We start from the raw sequence: 18946 nt of genomic DNA, 5'->3' as shown, positions 1-18946 counted from the left end.
CTCAGCCGGTGGCTCTGGCGTGGATGCGCTCCATGGCCCCCAGGGTGGTTCGGGTGGTCTCGAGCACCTCGAGGCCCAGCTCGTGGACGATCGGCAGCGGGCGGCGCCCGAGGTGCTCGCCCTGCAGCGGGACGGTCACCACGTCCACGAGCCGCTGAGCACCGCGCAGCCACCACCGGTCCGAAGCGACGTGGTCGGCCAGGAGCAACGATCCGCCCGGTGCCAGCACCCTGACCATCTCGCGCAGTGCACGCTCCTCATCAGGAACGCAACACAGCACGAAAGTGCTCAGCACGCTGTCGAAGGAGGCGTCCTCGAAGGGCAGGAGGCCGGCGTCGCCTTCCTGCAGCGTCACGTCCATCCCCAGCCGGGACGCCTTGGCGTGTGCCTCGATGAGCATGGATGGGCTGCGTTCAATCCCGGTGAGCTCGGTGTTGGGCGCGTAATAAGGGAAATTGAGTCCGGTGCCCACCCCCACCTCCAGCACCCGCCCGTGGGCACGGCTGGTCACCCACGGACGGCTGGATGCCAGGAGACGACGCTCGAATCCCGCCGACATCTCCTCATACCGAGAGGCCACCTGGTCCCAGTGCCGAGCGTGCCGGGAGGTCATGCCCCGATGGTAGTGCCACCCTGCCCTCGTAGACTGGGGGCACACGACTGGCGCGGGTGGGTCACCACCGGGAAGTGAGGTTCGTGGGTATCGACCGCCTGGGTGCCCACTCCGCCGTCCCGCACCCCAGGAGCACCTCGTGACCACGCCCCCCGCCGCCCAGCAGCGCCGCCCGCTGCACCGTGCCCTCGTCTCCGTCTATGACAAGACCGGACTGCCCGACCTGGCCCGCAGCCTCCATGAGGCCGGAGTCTCGATCGTCTCCACTGGCGGCTCCGCTGCCCTGATCGAAGGGCTCGGCCTGCCCGTCACGCGGGTTGAGGAGCTCACCGGCTTTCCGGAGTGCCTCGACGGACGCGTCAAGACCCTCCACCCGAGGGTCCACGCCGGACTGCTCGCCGACACCACCAACCCGGACCACCTCCGCCAGCTTGCCGAGCTGCAGATCGAGGGCTTCGACCTCGTCGTGTGCAACCTCTATCCGTTCGTGCAGACCGTGAGGTCGGGGGCGGCGCAGGACGACGTGATCGAGCAGATCGACATCGGCGGACCGAGCATGGTGCGCGCCGCGGCAAAGAACCACCGCAGCGTCGCCGTGGTGACCAGCCCCACGGCATACCCGCAGATCCTTCAGGCGCTCCAGTCCGGCGGGTTCACGCTCGCACAGCGGCAGCAGTTGGCCGCGGAGGCGTTCGTGCACACCGCGAGCTATGACGTGCAGGTCGCCTCCTGGTTCGGCGAGGTCGTCAGCGACACCGGAGACGGGACCACCTTCCCGGCGTGGGTCGGCGCCACCTGGGACAAGGCTGCGGTCCTGCGCTACGGCGAGAACCCCCACCAGCGCGCCGCTCTTTACACCGAGGGTGCTGCGCCGACCCCGGGTCTGGCCCAGGCCGAACAGCTCGGCGGCAAAGAGATGTCCTTCAACAACTACGTCGACGCCGACGCGGCTCGACGCGCCGCGCACGACCACGGTGACCAGCCGACGGTGGCGGTCATCAAGCACGCCAACCCGTGCGGGATCGCGGTCGGTGCCGACATCGCGCAGGCCCACCGCAAGGCGCACGCCTGTGACCCGGTCTCGGCCTTCGGCGGGATCATCGCGACCAATATGTCGGTCACCCTCGCCATGGCCGAGCAGGTCAAGGACATTTTCACCGAGGTCGTCATCGCCCCCGGCTTCGACGACGATGCGCTTGAGCTCCTCCGCAGCAAGAAGAACCTCCGGTTGCTCAAGGCCGCGTCGCCCCTGCGGGGCGGCGTAGAGAAGCGCGAGATCTCCGGCGGGATGCTGATGCAGGCTACCGATGCGGTCGACGCCGAGGTGGAGGGGGGCGGGGACGCCGCCGCGCGGTGGCGTCTGGTCGCCGGAGCGCCCGTGGACGAAGCGACGTTGGCAGACCTGCAGTTCGCCTGGCGGGCGGTCCGCGCGACCAAGTCCAATGCGATCCTGCTCGCGCACGACGGCGCCAGCGTCGGGATCGGTATGGGGCAGGTCAACAGGGTCGACTCGTGCCACCTGGCGGTCAGCCGGGCAGGGGAGCGCGCCAAGGGCTCCGTGGCCGCCTCGGACGCCTTCTTCCCCTTCGCCGACGGTCTGCAGGTGCTGCTTGACGCGGGCGTGCGCGCCGTCGTGGCCCCCGGGGGGTCGATCCGCGACGAGGAGGTCGTGGCGGCGGCGGTGGCGGCCGGGATCTCGCTGTACTCCACCGGCACCCGCCACTTCGCCCACTGACGTCCTCGCTAGAGTCGTCGACATGGCTACCCTTGTGCTGACTGTCATCGGTGACGATCGAGCTGGACTGGTCAGTGCGCTGGCCGACGTCATCGCCGAACACGGAGGCGGTTGGGGGCGCAGCCAGCTGACCGAACTCGCCGGCAAATTCGCTGGCATCGTCCTGGTCGACGTCCCGCAGAGCAACGTCGCAGCACTGACGGCGGCGCTCGAGCCGCTCGAAGGAGTGCTGGACACGACGGTCCACGAGGTCGCCGAGCCCAAGGCTGGGGTCGCCCTCGCGCCGCTGCACTTGGAGCTGGTCGGCAACGACCGGCCCGGGATCATCCGGGAGATCAGCACGGTGCTCGCCGACCACGAGGTCAGCATCGGCGAACTGGACAGCCGCACCACCTCAGCGCCGATGGCTGGCGGGCAGCTCTTCGAGGTGTCCGCCACCGTGCACCCGTCCGCCGACACCGAGCTGGACTCTCTGCGCAGCGCGCTGGAAGAGCTCGCCGGAGAGCTCATGGTCGATATCAGCCTGGAAGGAACGCAGCGATGAGCGCCACGATCCTGGACGGACGGGTCGTCCTGGCCACGATCAAGGACGAGCTGCGGGCGCGGCTCGCGGTCCTGGCGGAGCGTGGGATCGTGCCCGGACTGGCCACTGTGCTCGTCGGCGACAACCCCGCCAGCACCTGGTATGTGGGTGCCAAGCACAAGGACTGCGCCGAGATTGGGATCACCAGTTTCCGTCACGACCTGCCCACTGACGCCACCCTCGAGGAGGTGCTGGCGCTCGTCGATGCCCTCAACGCCGACTCGGCGTGCACGGCCTACCTGGTGCAGCAACCCACGGGCCTGGACGAGTTCGCCATCCTCTCTCGCGTCGACCCGCGCAAGGACGTCGACGGCCTGCACCCCTTCAACCTGGGGTGCCTGGTGATGGGGGAGCCGGCGCCGCTGCCGTGCACGCCGGTAGGGGCGGTCGAGCTGCTGCGCAGATATGGCGTGCCGCTGGCCGGGGCGGAGGTGGTGGTCGTTGGTCGCGGCCTGACGGTGGGACGGCCGCTCGGTCTGATCCTGACCCGACGCAGCGAGAACGCGACGGTCACCATGTGCCACACCGGGACTCGCGACCTGGCGGCCGCTACCCGCCGGGCCGATGTCGTGATCGCGGCCGCCGGTGTCCCCGATCTGATCACGCCCGACATGGTCAAGCCAGGTGCCGCCGTGCTCGATGTCGGGGTGGCGCGCCGGGACGGCAAGATCGCTGGCGACGTCCACCCGGACGTCGCCGAGGTGGCCGGCTGGATCTCGCCCAACCCGGGCGGCGTCGGCCCCATGACGCGCGCCATGCTCCTGGCCAACGTCGTCGAGGCTGCAGAACGGGAGGCGGGCCTGTCCGCGGCCCGTGGCGCGTGACCGATCCCCTGTCCGGTGAGGGCGGCGCCTCCCGTGCTGGGGCATCCGATGCCGATGCCGAACGTGCGGCTGCGCGCCCCTGGCAACCGCTGGGTCCCTGGTGGGTCGGCGTGGCCGGGCTCATGATGGCCACCGTTCTGTTGATGGCCGAGAACCTGCGGTTCTTCGGCTATGCCGTCGGTGTCACCATGGGCGTGCTGGCGCTGCTTCGAGCGGTGCTGCCCGAGCGGCGTGCCGGCGGTCTGCGGGTGAGGGGCAAGGCTTTTGACGTCCTCACCCTGACCCTGCTCGGACTGGCCATCGCGGTGCTGGCCAGCAGTCTGCGTCTGGGCGCCTGACCGCCCTCTCGACCATCGAGAGGGCGGTTGTCGATTAGGTCAGCTGATCAGGCCGAGCTCGGTGACTGCCGTGCGCTCGTCCTCCAGCTCGGCGACCGTGGCGTCGATCTTGCCGCGTGAGAAATCGTCGATCTCCAGACCCTGGACGATCTGCCAGTTGCCGCCGTCGGTGGTCGTCACCGGGAAGGAGCTGATCAAGCCTTCGGGCACGCCGTAGGAACCGTCGGAGCTGACCGCCATGGAGACCCAGTCGCCCTCGGGCGAGCCAGTCAGCCAGTCGCGGGTGTGGTCGATGGTCGCGGACGCGGCGGAGGCTGCCGAGGACGAACCTCGTGCTTCGATGATCGCGGCGCCACGCTTGGCGACGGTGGGGATGAAGGTGTTCTCGATCCAGTCCTGGTCACTGATGACCTCGACGGCATTCTGGCCGCGCACCTGGGCGTGGAAGAGGTCGGGGTACTGCGTCGCCGAGTGGTTGCCCCAGATCGTCATGTGCGAGATGTCGCTGACTGGTGCCCCGACCTTGGCGGCAAGCTGGGCGATCGCCCTGTTGTGGTCGAGCCGGGTGAGAGCGACGAAGCGTTCGGAGGGGATGTCCGGGGCGTTGCTCATGGCGATGAGGGCATTGGTGTTGGCGGGGTTGCCGGTCACGGAGATGCGGACGTCGTCGGCTGCGTGGTCGTTGAGAGCACGCCCCTGTGCGGTGAAGATCGCGCCGTTGGCTGCGAGCAGATCGCTGCGCTCCATGCCTTTGCCGCGGGGGCGGGCCCCGACGAGCAGGGCGATGTTGACGCCGTCGAACATGATGTTGGGGTCATCGCCGATCTGGACGTTCGCCAGCGTGGGGAAGGCGCAGTCGTCCAGTTCCATGACCACACCCTCGAGGGCCTTGAGGGCGGGGGTGATCTCCAGCAGCCGCAGCTCGATGGGGGTGTCCTTGCCCAGGAGAGCCCCGGAGGCGATCCGGAAGAGGAGGCTGTAACCGATCTGGCCGGCCGCGCCGGTGACAGCGACCTTGACGGGGGTGTTCACAACGGGGGTCCCTTCGGTGGGAGGTGCGGGCTGGACGGTCCGCGTGTGTTCCACTGACGCAGGGGCCGCTGCGTCCGACGCTAGCACTGCACCGGCGCGTCTTCGTCTCGGGGACGCGGGGCCGCCGAGTAGCCGATACCGCTGAGCCGGGTTAACGTCTCCTAGGACCAGGCTCGGACACCCGAGGGTGGACTCACCCCGTCCGCGCCGGCCAGAAGGAGATTTGCCGATGGGTTTCTTTGACAAGGTCAAGGATGCGCTCACCACATCCGACAAGGAGCGCGCCACCAAGGCCGCCAAGGATGCTGCCGAGGCCAAGTCCGACGCTGCGACCGCTGCCACGCAGGCTCGCGAGAAGGCGGACAAGGTCGCTGCCGACGCGCAGCAGCGCGCCGACGAAGCTGCGCGTAAGGCGGAAGAGGCCGCGCGCAAGGCTGCGGACCCGTCCGATAGCACCACCGTCGAGGATGCCGCCAAGGCCAAGGAGGACGCCGTAAAGGCAGACGCCGAGGCTGCGGAGAAGAAGGCGAAGGCCCAGGAGGACGCCGCCGAGAAGACCGCCAAGGCCGAGCGCGAGGCTGCGGAGAAGAAGGAAGCCCCGGAGAAGAAGGAAGCCGCCGCCAAGAAGGAGGCCGCAGCGAAAAAGGCCGACGAGCACCGCACCGTGACGGTGGTCTCCGGGGACACCCTCTCCGGCATCGCCGCCCGCCACGGGGTGGACTGGCGTGAGATGGCCAAGCTGAACAACCTGGACAACCCGGACCTGATCTACCCCGGCCAGGTTTTCAAGATCCCGCACAACTAGATCCTTGCTTGACCAGATCGGGCCTTGCCGCACATGTGGCGAGGCCCGATCTGTGACTCCTTTCTGGGTGGGGTAGCCGCTCCCCGCCCAAGGGAGGCCACCGCAGCGATGGCACAGGTAGGCTGGCCCGCGTGACTTTCGCCGCTCCCTCTCGCGCCACCCCGGTGGTCGGGGTGGCGATCCCGGTCCCCGAGCCGTGGGGGAGCTTTCTGCACAAGACGCGGATGGGTTATGGGGAGGAGCGGGCCCGCAACATCCCCACCCACATCACTTTGCTACCGCCCACGCCAGTGGAGCCCGAGCAGGTGTGTCCTTTGCGCCGGCACCTGGCCTCGGTCGCGGCCGGCCACAGCGCGTTTACCGTGCAGTTGCGCGGCACGGGGACCTTTCGGCCCCTTTCTGACGTGGTCTTCATCCAGCTCGCCCAGGGGGTGAGCAGCTGCGAACGGTTAGAGCAGGCGATCCGCAACGGACCGGTCCACCGTGATCTGCTCTTTCCCTACCACCCCCACGTGACGCTGCTGCATGACGAGCCGGCGGCCATGCTGGATGGGGCGTTTTCCGACCTCGCGGCCTTCACCTGCCGGTTCCCGGCAACCAGCTTCCGGCTCTACCTGCACGGCGGCGACGGCGTGTGGCAGGTTGTCGAGGAGTTTGTGCTCCAGGCGTGAGGGCCGTGCAGTCGGGGCCTGATGGACCCGCTCTCAGGCCACCGACTCGGAGAAGGCCGCGATCGCCATCGAGTAATGGTCGATGAGCTGATCGACCAGGGCGGGCCATGACCGGGCCTTGACCCTCTCCCGACCGGCGAGCCCCATCGCGTGACGGCGCTGGGCCGCTGCTTCCGTGGTGGCCGCCAGTGGACGCACCGTGGCCGCCAGGTCGCCGGGCACGTCCGGGTCGAAGAGGTCCCCGGTGATATTCACCGCCACGATGTCGAGCGGACCTCCACGCGCGGGCGCGACGACCGGCAGACCAGCCGCGGCCGCTTCCTGCAAGGTCTGACCGAACGTCTCGCGGGTCCCGGTGTGCACGAAAAGGTCGAACACCCCATAGGCCTGTGCGAGCTGCAGTCCCTCGCGCCGCCCCAAGAAGGCGGCGCCCGGCAACTGTGCCTCGAGCATTTCCCGACTCGGCCCCTCACCCACCAACACCAGGCGCGTCCCCGGCATCCTGGCCAGTTCGGAGAGCCGGTGCAGCTCCTTCTCCGGAGCCAACCGTCCGACATACCCGAGCAGCGTCTCGCCGTTGGGTGCAAGCCGCGCGCGCAGGGCGCGAGTCTCCGGGTCGGCGCGTCGGTCGGGGGTGAAGAGGTCGGAGTCCACGCCGCGTCCCCATAGCCCGATCCGAGGCACGTCGTGAGCGGCCAGATCTGCCAGGGCTGCCTGGGACGGCGCCAGCGTCAGGTCGGCCTGCTGGTGGATCCGCCGGATCCAGCGCCAGGCCGCGCGGGCCGTCAGGTCGCCGGCCGGGCCCATGTGCTGCTTGATGTAGGAAGGCATATCGGTCTGATAGATCGCCACGGATGGGATCGCGAGCGCCCTCGCCGCCGTCAGTCCGCGCACCCCGAGCACGAACGGCGAAGCGACGTGCATGACGTCAGGGCGGAACCGGTGCAGCACCGTCTCGATCTCATAGGAGGGCAGCCCGACCCGGAACTGTCGGACCGGGACGCTGGTCACGCTGTGCACGGGGTAGCCGGCGTAGTGCTCCGGCGTCATCGTGGGGCTCCACGGGCTGGTGCCCGGCGCGATCACGAGCGCGTCGTGACCAAGGTCTCGCAGGCATTCCAGCACCTTGCAGACGCTGGTCGTGACGCCATTGAGCGCCGGGAGGAATGACTCGGTGACGATGACGACCCGCACATGCTCGAGTCTCTCCACGGCAGCGGACGGGCCGGTGATCGCAGGGGAGTGATCGACTGAACGTCGGGTGAGGAGCGGATGGCCAAGACCGTCCCGCAGACGGCGGGTGGGGCCAAGGAGGTCTGGGGTATGACGACTCAGGTCAGGTCCTCCCGCCCGACGCTCTGCAGCGTCTCCACGACCTGCTTGACGTCCTGGCAGTGCTCACGGGTGGTCACGAGCAGGGCGTCGGGGGTGTCGATCACCACGATGTCGCGGACCCCGAGCGTGACCACGGTCCGCCCGCTTCCTGCGGCGACCACGCCGGTGGCGCCCCGGTTGACGACGAGGGCGGGGTCGCCGAGGATGCGCAGCCCCGGTTGTTCGGCGGACTCGGACAGGATCGTGCTGAGGGAGGCGAAGTCGCCGACGTCGTCCCAGGCGAAGGACGCCGGCACCACGACGAGGAAGCCCGCGGCTGCCGCGGGCTCGGCGACGGCATGGTCGATGGAGATCTTGGCCAGTGACCCCCACAGCTCGGAGAGGCGCTCGGGCGCGGCAGCGATCGCGCGGAGCACCTGCACCATCTTCGGGTGCTGGGTGGCGAGGAGATCAAGGAGCACGGTCGCCTTCACGATGAACATCCCGGCGTTCCACAAGTACTGCCCGGAGTCGAGGTAGGTGGTGGCGCGTGCTGCGTCCGGCTTCTCCACGAAGGCGTCGACATGGCGCAGGCCCGGGGCCCCGGGCACGCGCCGGGGGTCGCCGACCTTGATATAGCCGAACGCGGTGGAGGGATAGGTCGGGGTGATGCCGAGCGTCACCAGCGAGCCCTGCCTCGCCGCGACGACGGCCTGTCGCACGCAGTCGCCGAAGACGTCCAGGTCACTGATGAGGTGGTCGGCGGCGAAGGAGCCCAGCACCGCCTCCGGGTCACGTCGCTCGAGCACGGCGGCGGCCAGCCCGATCGCGGGCATGGAGTCCCGTGGCGCCGGCTCGACCAGGAAGTTGTCGGCGCTCAGCTGGGGCAACTGCCTTCGCACGGAGTCTTCGTGCCGCGCACCCGTCACGACGATGATCCGATCTCCCACGAGCGTGGCCAGCCGCTCGCTCGTCGCCTGGAGCAAGGATTGGCCAGTCCCGGTCAGGTCCTGCAGGAACTTGGGGGAGGAGGCCCGGCTGAGTGGCCACAGTCGCGTCCCCATCCCCCCGGCCGGGATGACGGCAGTGAAGTCGGCGACGTCATCCTCGACCGGCTCGGGAGTAGGCATGTCGGCAAGTCTAGGCACGCGCCGAGCCGTAGGGTGGTCGCCATGGCGTCCCGAGCCCTCCCCATCAGGCGACTGGCCCGCGACGCGGGAGCCACCGCATACACCCAGTTGGGCAAGCCGCTCCTGTGGCGACTTGACGCCGAGACGGCGCACCACGGCACGGTCGTGGCGGCGGACCTGCTCGGGCGCACCGCGCCGCTGCGAGCGCTCACCGTGCTCGCGGGGTATGCCGTGGGGCCGGCGCACGCCGCGATGAGTGGGCCGATCGAGCTGCTTGGACTGAGCTTCCCGCACCGGATAGGGCTGGCCGCGGGCATGGACAAGGACGGTCGCGGCGTCGCGACCTGGGGGTCGTTGGGTTTCGGGCACGTCGAGCTCGGCACCGTCACCCCGCGGTCGCAGCCCGGCAATCCGCGACCCAGGCTCGTGCGGCTGCCACACTCCCACGCCGTGATCAACAGGATGGGCTTCAACAACCGGGGCGTGCATGCCTTGGCTCACCGGCTGCGAGACGCGCGGGAGGCAGGTCTGGTCCGGATCCCGGTCGGCGTGAGCATCGGTAAGAACAAGGCGACCCCCGTCGAGGAGGCGGTGGCGGACTACCTGGAGTCGGTGACCGCGCTGGCAGGGCTGGCCGACTATCTCGCGGTCAACGTCTCCAGCCCCAACACCCCAGGTCTGCGTTCGCTGCAGGACGCCGGACCGCTGCGCGAGCTGCTCTCTGCGGTGGTCCGTGCCGCGGGGCAGGTCCCCGTCCTGGTCAAGCTCGCTCCGGACCTGAGCGATCCCGCGCTCGAGGAGGCCCTCGAGGTCGCGCTCGAGGCAGGGGTCGGTGGTGTCATCGCGACGAACACGACCCTGTCCCGTGAGTCGGTCGCACCCTCGGAGCGCACGCGGGCGGAGTCCGAGGCGGGCGGCCTCAGCGGTGCCCCGCTCACCCAACGGGCCCGGGAGGTCGTCGCCTACGTCGCGAACCGGACGACCCTGCCCGTGGTAGGCGTCGGCGGCGTCATGACGGGCGCGGACGCGCGGGCCCTCGTCGATGCCGGCGCCAGCCTCGTCCAGCTTTACTCCGGCTTGATCTACGCGGGCCCGACTCTGGTGGCCGATGCGGTCGAGGCCACCGCCTGATGTCGGAGCGCTCGCCGGCCCACCAGTAGGCTGGGAGACATGTCAGAGGTGACGACCGAGTCGGGGCTGCCCATCAAGTCGGTTTACGGGCCGCAGGATCAGTCCGGCTTTGAGCCGGCCACCGCATTGGGGGAGCCGGGATCCTTCCCCTTCACCCGCGGGCCCTACCCGACGATGTACACGGGGCGGCCCTGGACGATGCGCCAGTACGCCGGCTTCGGCACCGCCGCGGAGTCCAACGCCCGCTACCGCGAGCTGGTGGCCAACGGCACCGGGGGCCTGTCCGTCGCCTTCGACCTGCCGACCCAGATGGGTTACGACTCCGATCACACGCTGGCCAGCGGTGAGGTCGGCAAGGTCGGCGTGGCGATCGACTCGGTCGAGGACATGCGGCTGCTCTTCGACGGACTCCCGCTGGACGAGGTCTCCACCTCGATGACGATCAATGCCCCCGCCGCGGTGCTCCTGCTCATGTATCAGCTGGTCGCCGAGGGCAACGGCATCCCCGCCACCAAGCTCACCGGCACCATCCAGAACGACGTGCTCAAGGAGTACATCGCCCGGGGCACCTACATCTACCCGCCGGCGGAGTCGCTGCGGCTGATCTCCAACATCTTCGCCTACTGCCAGGCCGAGATCCCGCGGTGGAACACCATCTCCATCTCTGGCTACCACATGGCCGAGGCCGGTGCCACGCCCGTGCAGGAGATCGCGTTCACCCTGTCCAACGCCAAGGCCTACGTCCAGGCGGCGATCGACGCGGGTCTGCAGGTGGACGACTTCGCCCCGCGACTGTCCTTCTTCTTCGTGGCCCGCACGACGCTGCTGGAGGAGGTCGCCAAGTTCCGTGCGGCACGTCGGATCTGGGCGCGGATCATGAAGGAGGAGTTCGGCGCGCAGAATCCCAAGTCGATGATGCTGCGCTTCCACACCCAGACCGCGGGTGTGCAGCTGACCGCCCAGCAGCCGGAGATCAACCTGGTCCGGGTGGCGTTGCAAGGGCTGGGCGCAGTGCTCGGAGGGACGCAGTCACTGCATACCAACTCCTTCGACGAAGCCCTCGCGTTGCCGTCGGCCAAGGCGGCCCGACTGGCGCTGCGGACCCAGCAGGTCCTCGCCTACGAGACCGACGTCACCAAGACCGTCGACCCGTTCGCCGGTTCGTATGTCGTGGAGTCGATGACCGACGACCTCGAGGAAGCGGTGCTGGCACTGATCCAGGCGGTCGATGACCGCGGGGGAGCGGTGGCCGCCATCGAGCAGGGCTTCCAGAAGGGGGAGATCGAGCAGTCCGCCTACGAGAACGCGCTGCAGATCGACTCCGGCGAGCGCGTCATCGTCGGCCAGAACGCATACACGATCGACGACGAGGAGCACTATGAGCCGCTCCGCGTCGACCCCGCTCTCGAGCAGGCGCAGACGGAGCGGCTGGAGCGGCTGCGCGCCGAGCGCGACGATGGCTCCGTGCAGCGCCATCTGGACGAGGTGCGGGTCGCGGCCTTGGGCTCCGACAACGTCCTTTACCCCATCAAGGACGCGCTGGCGGCCCGGGCGACCGGTGGTGAGGTGGCTGACGCGCTGCGGGAGGTATGGGGCAAGTACGTGCCGAGGGAGACTTTCTAAGGGGTACTCTCAAGTAATCCCCTCCCGCCCTGATACCAGTGATGTGACGTGACCACCGAGACCCCCGGCCAGCTCAAGCCTGCGGCGCGTGCCCCGATCTCCCCAACCGGGCCGAGCCTGCTCCACCGCGTTGCGCAGGAGGTGGACGCCCGCGCGCACGACCTCATCGCGTTGCGACACGACCTGCACGCCCACCCGGAGCTGTCCTGGCATGAGTTGCGCACCACGTCCTTGATCTCCGACGTGCTCGGCGAGGCCGGCCTGCAGGTGTCGACCCTGCCCGGGTCCGGAGCGATCGTCGATCTAGGCGCACCCGAGCCTCGGATCCGGATCGCGCTGCGCAGCGACCTGGACGCCCTCCCGCTGGAGGAGGTCACCGGCCTGCCGTTTGCCTCCCGCACCCCGGGGGTGACCCACGCCTGCGGACACGACATCCACACCATCGGCGTCCTCGGGGCAGGCCTGGTCCTCAAGACACTGGAAGATGAGCTCATCTCCCGCGGAATCGGGGTGCGGCTGATCTTCCAGCCCGCTGAGGAGACGATCCCGGGCGGCGCGCACGCGGTGATGGACCAAGGGGGGATGCACGGCGTCGACCGGCTGCTGGCCCTGCACTGCGACCCCTCGATCGATGTCGGCACGATCGGGCTGCGCGTGGGCGCGATCACCGCAGCCTCGGACTCGGTGCACGTCACGTTGACCGGCCGGGGCGGGCACACCTCGCGGCCGCACCTGACCCAGGACCTCACCTATGCCCTCGGTAAGGTGGTCACCGAGGTGCCGGCCGTGCTCTCCCGTCGCCTCGACCCTCGTTCGGGGACCGCCCTGGTATGGGGTGTGGTCCGGGCCGGCTCGGCACCCAACATCATCCCCACGCACGGTGAGTGCATCGGGACGCTGCGGATGCTCGACTCGGAGACGTGGGACACCACCGGGGCCCTCATCGAAGAGGTGGTGCAGGCCGTCGTGGCGCCCTACGGCGTGCAGGCGACCGTGCGCTACATCAAGGGTGTGCCTCCGGTCGACAACGACAACGCCTCGGTCGTGGCGATGTCGAAGGCCGTGATGACGATGCTAGGAGCGAGCGCGGTCGTGCCCACCAAGCAGTCCATGGGGGGTGAGGACCTCGGCTGGTACCTCACCCAGGTGCCCGGCGCGATGGGTCGGCTGGGCACTCGGACCCCGGGGGGTCCGACCTACGAGCTGCACCAGGGTGATCTCGTCGTCGACGACGCGGCGGTGACGATCGCGGCCAAGGTGCTGGCGGGCAGCGTGTTCACCTCGTTGGGCCCCGACGGCCTCTCCTGATGGTCGGCGGTCTCCGCTCGCCGAAAGTGTGACGCCTGAGGCTGAAGTGGTCGCCCTAGGTCACGACTTCGTTACCTTTTGGTGACAGGCACGCCGCGGACGTGTGACCGGGCGAGAGCCGGGCTACGATTCCTATGCAATCCCCCATAAACAAAGGAGTTCCCGTGCGTCGGGTTCACATGCTTGCGGCCCTTGGTGCGGCCGCTTCCCTCGCCCTGGCCGGTTGCGGCCAGGCGCCCCCCGCGGACACGGCCGCCAGCCCGTCGGCCGACGCTGGCGCCACCGCGTCTTCCGATGCCGGCGCAAGCGCATCCTCCGCGCCCGCGGACGCGGCTGCTGACTTCAAGGCCTGCATGGTCTCTGACTCCGGTGGTTTCGATGACCAGTCCTTCAACCAGTCCGGCAAGGAGGGCATGGACGCCGCCAAGGCGGACCTCGGCATCGAGACCGTCGAGGTCGAGTCGCAGGCCGACACTGACTACGCCACGAACGTGGACAACATGGTGAGCCAGGGCTGCAACCTGACGATCGGGGTCGGCTTCCTCCTGGAGGACGCCATCGAGAAGGCAGCCAACGACAACCCCGACAGCAACTTCGCGCTGGTCGACTCCGCCTTCTCCGACGAGACCTTCGCGCCCATCCAGATCGACAACGCCAAGCCGATCCTCTTCAACACCGCCGAGGCGTCGTTCCTGGCTGGCTATCTCGCTGCCGGGATGAGCGAGTCCGGCACGGTCGCCACCTTCGGCGGTCTGCAGATCCCCTCGGTCGCAATCTTCATGGACGGCTTTGCCGACGGCATCAAGAAGTACAACGAAGACAACAGCTCCGACGTCAAGCTCCTGGGCTGGGACAAGGACAAGCAGGAGGGCGCCTTCTCCGGCGACTTCGAGAACCAGTCACAGGGCAAGACCCTGACGGAGCAGTTCATCGCCCAGGGCGCTGACATCGTCATGCCCGTCGCCGGCCCGGTCGGCCTGGGTGCTGCCTCCGCCGCTGCTGGCGCCGACGGCGTCCGCCTCATCTGGGTCGACTCTGACGGCTACGAGACCGCCGTCGAGTACAAGGACCTGATGCTGACCTCCGTGGTGAAGAAGATCGGCGAGGCCGTCGAAGGCACCATCTCCGACACCCTCGAGGGCGGCTTCACCAATGAGCCCTACGTCGGCACCTTGGAGAACGACGGTGTCAGCCTGGCGCCGTTCCACGACTTCGACGGTGACGTGTCGCAGGAGTTGAAGGACAAGATCGAGGAATACAAGCAGCAGATCATCTCCGGCGACCTCAAGATCGAGACGCCGAACGCTCCCACCTCGCGCTGATCTACCGGGCTGACGACCCACCGTCCTAGCGGCCTGACCCTTGTGGGTCGGGCCGCTAGGCTGTCCCCACCCTGACCCCCGTGACCCGTCCTGACGACTGAAGGCACCAAGCAATGAAGCTGGAACTACGCGGCATTACCAAGGTGTTTGGCCCGCTCGTGGCGAACGACCACATCGACCTCGTGGTCGAGCCGGGGGAGATCCACGCGCTGCTCGGAGAGAACGGCGCCGGCAAGAGCACGCTGATGAACGTGCTCTACGGCCTCTATGACCCCGACGACGGCCAGATCCTCCTGGACGACGAGCCGGTGACCTTCAAGGGTCCTGGCGACGCTGTCGCGGCTGGCATCGGTATGGTGCACCAGCACTTCATGCTCGTGCCCGTCTTCACGGTCGCGGAGTCGGTCGCTCTCGGTTACGAGCCGACCGGGCTCGGTGGCTCCCTGAAGCTGGACGAGGCCCGGGAGCGGGTCCGGGAGATCTCTGAGCGGTTCAGTTTTCACGTCGACCCGGACACCCTGATCGAGGATCTACCCGTCGGCGTGCAACAGCGCGTCGAGATCATCAAGGCGCTGTCCCGTGACGCCAAGGTCCTCATCCTGGACGAGCCCACCGCGGTGCTCACGCCGCAGGAGACTGACGAACTGATCGGCATCATGGGGGAGCTCAAGGAGGCGGGCACCTCCATCGTCTTCATCACGCACAAGCTCCGGGAGGTGCGTGCCATCGCCGACCGCATCACCGTCATCCGCCGCGGCAAGGTGGTGGGCGAGGCCAGCCCCACGTCGACGGAGACCGAGCTCGCCTCCCTCATGGTCGGCCGTTCGGTCAATCTCTCGGTCGAGAAGACGGTGGCCAGCCCTGGAGCGGCGGTCCTGGAGGTCGAGGGGCTCACGGTCATCGCTCCCAACGGCGCACTCCTGGTCGACGACATCTCTTTTCAGGTCCGCGCAGGCGAGATCATGTGCATCGCTGGGGTGCAGGGCAACGGCCAGACCGAGCTTGCTGAAGTCATCCTCGGCCTGGAGGAGGCTGACGCCGGACGCCTACTGCTCGACGGCCAGGACCTTTTGAGCAAGGGCGTCAAGGAGCGGCTGCGCTCCGGGATCGGGTTCGTCCCTGAGGACCGCTCCACGGACGGCGTGATCGCCAGCTTCAGCATCGCGGAAAACCTCGTCCTCGACCTCTACGACACGGAGCCGTTCGCCCGTGGCATCTCGATGAGCCCTGCGCGCGTCCTGGCCAACGCCGAGATGCGCACGGAGGAGTTCGACGTCCGCTACACCTCCGTCAGCGACCCCCTCTCGACGCTCTCCGGCGGCAACGCCCAGAAAGTGGTCCTCGCGCGGGAAATGTCCCGTCCGCTCAAACTGCTGGTGGCCTCTCAGCCCACCCGCGGTCTCGACGTGGGCTCGATCGAGTTTGTGCACAAACGGATGGTCACCGAACGTGACCACGGCACCCCTGTGCTCATCGTGTCCACCGAGCTCGACGAGGTGCTCAACCTCGCCGACCGCATCGCGGTCATGTATCGCGGACGCATCGTCGGCATCGTCGATGCCGCGCAGGAGGCTGGAGGCGTGTCGCGGGACATGCTCGGTCTGATGATGGCCGGAGTGCCCATGGAAGAGGCCAGGGCCCAAGCTGCCGAGCACGTCTCGATCTTGGGTCAGGCCGACCTCGACGGGGACGGCATCCCCGATGCCCTGCAGCACCACGGACCCACCGAGCAGGACGAGCCAGCAGATCGCCATACCTTGCAGCCACCGGGGCAGTTATCCGGACCTGAGCTGTCCGCTCCCCCCGCCCCGACTGCCCCGACGACTCCGGAGGAGGCGCCGTGACTGGACAGCCCGACCCCATCAGCCAGCCGAGCGGGTCCGACGCGGGCAACGAGCAAGCCGTCGTCGCCGCACCGCCGGGACAGGTTGGTGTTGAGCCGACTCCTGGCGGACCCACGCACCGCGACGAGGAGCGGCCCTCGGTCCTGCACCAGATCTTGTCCGGCAGCGCCCTGATGTCAGTGCTGGCCATCGTGCTGGCCCTCTTCCTTGGTGGGCTGCTGATCGCCTTCGCCAACGAGGAAACTCGAGCTGCTTCCGGCTACTTCTTCTCTCGTCCCCTGGACACCTTCGGCGCCGCGTGGACGGCGATGAGCGACGCCTACGTCGCGATGTTCCGGGGATCGGTCTTCGACTGGCGGGCCACCACCTTCGCCGGGATGATCAAGCCGCTGACCGAGTCGATGGTCTTCGCGGTCCCCCTGATCCTGGCCGGCCTCGGCATCGCGGTCGGCTTCCGCGCCGGACTGTTCAACATCGGCGCCCAGGGCCAGCTCATCGTCGGGGCGATCGTCGCGGCCTGGCTCGGGTTTGCGTTCGATCTGCCTCCGGTCGTCCACCTGCTGGTGGCGATCCTGGGAGGCTTGATCGGTGGCGCCATCTGGGGTGGCATGGCTGGTTGGCTCAAGGCGCAGTTCGGCGCCAACGAGGTCATCACCACGATCATGCTCAACTACATCGCGCTCTATCTCATCAGCTACGTCCTGAAGACCGCGTCGTTTAATCCGGGCCGGACCGGTCAACGCAGCCCACAGGTCGGTGCCGACGCGATGTATCCGAAGCTGATCCCGCAGTGGCTCCTGCCCGACAACGGCTTCCGGCTGCACTGGGGATTCGTCGTCGCGATCCTGGCGACCATCTTCGTGTGGTGGCTCCTGGAGAGGTCGACGATCGGCTTCGAGATCCGTGCCACCGGCGCCAACCCGGCAGCTTCCCGCACGGCCGGCATGTCCGTCGGCAGGATCACGATCATCACCATGACCCTGGCCGGTGCCCTGGCGGGTCTGGCGGCCACGGGTCAGGTGTTGGGCACCGAACGTTCGCTCACGGCCGGTGTCGCTGCCTCCTACGGCTTCGACGCGATCACGGTCGCGCTCCTGGGGCGGTCCAAGCCGTGGGGCACGTTCTTTGCCGGACTCCTGTTCGGGGCGCTCAAGGCAGGCGGCTTCCTGATGCAGTCCTTGACGCAGACCCCGATCGACATCGTGCTCGTCGTCCAGTCCCTAATCGTGCTGCTGATCGCGGCCCCGCCGTTGGTCCGGTCCGTCTTCCGGCTGCCTGCCCCTGGCGCCCGACCCCGCAAGCGGCGACCTGCACGCCCCACCACGACGGAGGTGACCGCATGAGCACGCCGGTCGACACCCAGAGGAGGACCCCGTCGACGCCCACGGGAGCTGCCGAGCCCGCGCTGGCACGCCCCAAGGTCAGTTTCAAGACGCCGATCGTCTACGTGCTCTCCGCCCTGATCTTGCTCGCCCTGCTGCGAGGGATCCCCGCGGATGCCAAGACGACGTTCCAGTTCAGCTCCCGGTCCGAGTGGTTCACCATCCCGAACCTCCCGGTTCCCTCGCTGATGACGGCGGTGCTGCTCACCGTCCTCATCGCGGCGGCCGCCGTATGGGGCTTCCTGCTGGTCCGGCAGCGGATCAACCCGCCCGCCTGGCTGCACATCCTCGTCGGCGTCGGCTTCGTCGTCGGCTTCCTCACCTACGCCGGTGCGGGCAGGACCTCGGTGATCCCGATGGTCTCGCTGCTGGCTGGGGCACTGGCGCTGTCCGTGCCCCTGGTGTTCGGCTCGCTGTCCGGCGTGATCTGCGAACGCTCGGGCATCATCAACATCGCGATCGAGGGTCAGCTGCTCTTCGGGGCGTTCGCCGCCGCGGTCGTCGCGTCCGCGACCGGCAACGCCTATGCGGGCCTGCTGGCGGCCCCGATCGCGGGGGCTGCCGTCGGCGCGGTCCTGGCGTGGTTCTCGGTGACCTACCGGGTCAACCAGATCATCACCGGCGTCGTGCTCAACACCTTGATCATCGGGTTGACCGGGTTCCTCTTCTCCACCGTGCTGTCCGACAACAAGGCGGTGTGGAACTCCCGCGTGCCACTGCCCAAGCTGCGGATCCCGGTCTTGGCGGAGATCCCGGTCCTAGGCCCGGTGCTCTTCAACCAGACAATCCTGGTCTACATGATGTTCGCGATGATCTTCCTGCTCCAGTTCATGCTCTTCCGAAGCCGCTGGGGCCTACGCACCCGCGCGGTGGGCGAGCACCCCAAGGCAGCCGACACGGTGGGCATCAAGGTCAACGTGCGCCGAGTCTGGAACACCATCCTCGGTGGTGCTGTCGCCGGACTGGGCGGTGCCTTCTTCACCGTCGGCTCCGGGTTGGCGTTCGGTCGAGAGATGTCTGCCGGCAACGGCTTCATCGCGCTGGCGGCGATGATCCTGGGCAAGTGGAACCCCTGGGGCGCCGTCGCCGCCGCGCTGCTGTTCGGCTTCTCCAAGAACCTCGGCAATGTGCTGTCGACGATCGGCAGCGGGGTCCCCTCGGAACTGTTGCTGATGCTGCCCTACATCATCACGATCTTCGCGGTCGCCGGGTTCGTCGGGCGGGTGCGCCCACCGGCTGCGGAGGGCATCCCCTACACCAAGGGCTGAGTCGTCCCCGATCCTGCTTGAAG

Annotated in this window: 17 protein-coding genes and 1 riboswitch; of the genes, 13 read left to right on the top strand and 4 right to left on the bottom strand. The window is 68.5% G+C overall.

All coding sequences use genetic code 11. The annotated features are described in order from the left end of the window. Nucleotide 1: 1 nt before the first annotated feature. Entirely contained in the window at nt 2-613 is a 612-nt protein-coding gene (locus Q4P07_RS01690) for a class I SAM-dependent methyltransferase (RefSeq protein ID WP_303373159.1), read from the bottom strand. 33 nt (nt 614-646) lie between these two features. Next, nucleotides 647-724: riboswitch (ZMP/ZTP riboswitch) on the top strand. Between the two features lie 28 nt (nt 725-752). On the opposite strand from Q4P07_RS01690, the gene purH reads away from it, so the two are divergent. The 4 genes from purH to Q4P07_RS01670 are packed head-to-tail and all read left to right on the top strand — an operon-like array spanning nt 753 to nt 4093. After that, entirely contained in the window at nt 753-2348 is a 1596-nt protein-coding gene (gene purH, locus Q4P07_RS01685; RefSeq protein ID WP_303373158.1) for a bifunctional phosphoribosylaminoimidazolecarboxamide formyltransferase/IMP cyclohydrolase, read from the top strand. Between the two features lie 22 nt (nt 2349-2370). Further along, entirely contained in the window at nt 2371-2892 is a 522-nt protein-coding gene (locus Q4P07_RS01680; protein WP_303373157.1) for a glycine cleavage system protein R, read from the top strand. After that, on the top strand, nt 2889-3755 hold the full coding sequence (locus Q4P07_RS01675) for a bifunctional methylenetetrahydrofolate dehydrogenase/methenyltetrahydrofolate cyclohydrolase (RefSeq protein ID WP_303373156.1): 867 nt from the start codon (nt 2889-2891) through the stop codon (nt 3753-3755). Before Q4P07_RS01680 ends, Q4P07_RS01675 begins: the two co-directional genes overlap by 4 nt. Then, nucleotides 3752-4093, top strand: a complete 342-nt coding sequence (locus Q4P07_RS01670) for a DUF3017 domain-containing protein (RefSeq protein WP_303373155.1) — start codon at nt 3752-3754, stop codon at nt 4091-4093. The genes Q4P07_RS01675 and Q4P07_RS01670 overlap by 4 nt, the downstream gene beginning before the upstream one ends. Before the next feature lie 39 nt (nt 4094-4132). On the opposite strand, the gene Q4P07_RS01665 is transcribed toward Q4P07_RS01670, so the two are convergent. Then, nucleotides 4133-5125: a malate dehydrogenase gene (locus Q4P07_RS01665; protein WP_303373154.1), complete on the bottom strand. Its 993-nt coding sequence runs from the start codon at nt 5123-5125 to the stop codon at nt 4133-4135. A 229-nt stretch (nt 5126-5354) separates the two neighbouring features. Between Q4P07_RS01665 and Q4P07_RS01660 the strand changes: the two genes are divergently transcribed. Continuing rightward, entirely contained in the window at nt 5355-5930 is a 576-nt protein-coding gene (locus Q4P07_RS01660; protein ID WP_303373153.1) for a LysM domain-containing protein, read from the top strand. Between the two features lie 131 nt (nt 5931-6061). Further along, complete coding sequence (locus tag Q4P07_RS01655; protein WP_368660237.1) at nt 6062-6601, top strand: 2'-5' RNA ligase family protein; 540 nt, start codon at nt 6062-6064, stop codon at nt 6599-6601. Between the two features lie 33 nt (nt 6602-6634). Here Q4P07_RS01655 and Q4P07_RS01650 read toward each other — a convergent pair whose 3' ends face one another. Both Q4P07_RS01650 and Q4P07_RS01645 read right to left on the bottom strand, forming a co-directional pair. After that, the gene (locus Q4P07_RS01650) at nt 6635-7795 is read right to left on the bottom strand and encodes a glycosyltransferase family 1 protein (RefSeq protein ID WP_303373152.1); all 1161 of its coding nucleotides are present in this window, start codon (nt 7793-7795) and stop codon (nt 6635-6637) included. 137 nt (nt 7796-7932) lie between these two features. Further along, nucleotides 7933-9045, bottom strand: coding sequence for a mannose-1-phosphate guanylyltransferase (locus Q4P07_RS01645; RefSeq protein ID WP_303373151.1), 1113 nt, complete (start codon nt 9043-9045; stop codon nt 7933-7935). Nucleotides 9046-9087: 42 nt separating this feature from the next. On the opposite strand from Q4P07_RS01645, the gene Q4P07_RS01640 reads away from it, so the two are divergent. The 7 genes from Q4P07_RS01640 (at nt 9088) to Q4P07_RS01610 (ending at nt 18923) form a co-directional block, all read left to right on the top strand. After that, nucleotides 9088-10176 (top strand): quinone-dependent dihydroorotate dehydrogenase, encoded by a 1089-nt coding sequence (locus Q4P07_RS01640; protein WP_303373150.1) that lies wholly within the window; start codon nt 9088-9090, stop codon nt 10174-10176. Between the two features lie 39 nt (nt 10177-10215). Next, the gene (locus Q4P07_RS01635; protein ID WP_303373149.1) at nt 10216-11799 is read left to right on the top strand and encodes a methylmalonyl-CoA mutase; all 1584 of its coding nucleotides are present in this window, start codon (nt 10216-10218) and stop codon (nt 11797-11799) included. Nucleotides 11800-11847: 48 nt separating this feature from the next. Further along, nucleotides 11848-13107 carry an amidohydrolase gene (locus tag Q4P07_RS01630; RefSeq protein ID WP_303373148.1) on the top strand — a complete coding sequence of 420 codons (1260 nt, stop codon included), beginning with the start codon at nt 11848-11850 and terminating at the stop codon, nt 13105-13107. A gap of 164 nt (nt 13108-13271) precedes the next feature. Further along, nucleotides 13272-14429 carry a BMP family protein gene (locus Q4P07_RS01625; RefSeq protein ID WP_303373147.1) on the top strand — a complete coding sequence of 386 codons (1158 nt, stop codon included), beginning with the start codon at nt 13272-13274 and terminating at the stop codon, nt 14427-14429. 113 nt (nt 14430-14542) lie between these two features. After that, nucleotides 14543-16273: an ABC transporter ATP-binding protein gene (locus tag Q4P07_RS01620; RefSeq protein WP_303373146.1), complete on the top strand. Its 1731-nt coding sequence runs from the start codon at nt 14543-14545 to the stop codon at nt 16271-16273. Beyond that, a complete protein-coding gene (locus Q4P07_RS01615; protein ID WP_303373145.1) occupies nt 16270-17616 on the top strand; it encodes an ABC transporter permease in 1347 nt (448 codons plus the stop codon). Before Q4P07_RS01620 ends, Q4P07_RS01615 begins: the two co-directional genes overlap by 4 nt. Further along, entirely contained in the window at nt 17613-18923 is a 1311-nt protein-coding gene (locus Q4P07_RS01610) for an ABC transporter permease (RefSeq protein ID WP_303373144.1), read from the top strand. The genes Q4P07_RS01615 and Q4P07_RS01610 overlap by 4 nt, the downstream gene beginning before the upstream one ends. The last annotated feature ends 23 nt before the right edge of the window (nt 18924-18946 follow it).

Source organism: Ornithinimicrobium sp. (assembly GCF_030537745.1).
In the GTDB taxonomy this organism is placed as follows: domain Bacteria; phylum Actinomycetota; class Actinomycetes; order Actinomycetales; family Dermatophilaceae; genus Ornithinicoccus.
The sequence above is the reverse complement of the archived record's forward strand: the minus strand, read 5'-3'. Positions and strand labels throughout refer to the sequence as shown.

Excerpts from the sequence above, each read along its gene's own strand:
- Q4P07_RS01690 (WP_303373159.1), bottom strand. The coding sequence starts at position 613 with ATGACCTCCCGGCACGCTCGGCACTGGGACCAGGTGGCCTCTCGGTAT.
- Q4P07_RS01680 (WP_303373157.1), top strand. The coding sequence starts at position 2,371 with ATGGCTACCCTTGTGCTGACTGTCATCGGTGACGATCGAGCTGGACTG.
- Q4P07_RS01675 (WP_303373156.1), top strand. The coding sequence starts at position 2,889 with ATGAGCGCCACGATCCTGGACGGACGGGTCGTCCTGGCCACGATCAAG.
- Q4P07_RS01660 (WP_303373153.1), top strand. The coding sequence starts at position 5,355 with ATGGGTTTCTTTGACAAGGTCAAGGATGCGCTCACCACATCCGACAAG.
- Q4P07_RS01645 (WP_303373151.1), bottom strand. The coding sequence starts at position 9,045 with ATGCCTACTCCCGAGCCGGTCGAGGATGACGTCGCCGACTTCACTGCC.
- Q4P07_RS01640 (WP_303373150.1), top strand. The coding sequence starts at position 9,088 with ATGGCGTCCCGAGCCCTCCCCATCAGGCGACTGGCCCGCGACGCGGGA.
- Q4P07_RS01635 (WP_303373149.1), top strand. The coding sequence starts at position 10,216 with ATGTCAGAGGTGACGACCGAGTCGGGGCTGCCCATCAAGTCGGTTTAC.
- Q4P07_RS01620 (WP_303373146.1), top strand. The coding sequence starts at position 14,543 with ATGAAGCTGGAACTACGCGGCATTACCAAGGTGTTTGGCCCGCTCGTG.
- Q4P07_RS01610 (WP_303373144.1), top strand. The coding sequence starts at position 17,613 with ATGAGCACGCCGGTCGACACCCAGAGGAGGACCCCGTCGACGCCCACG.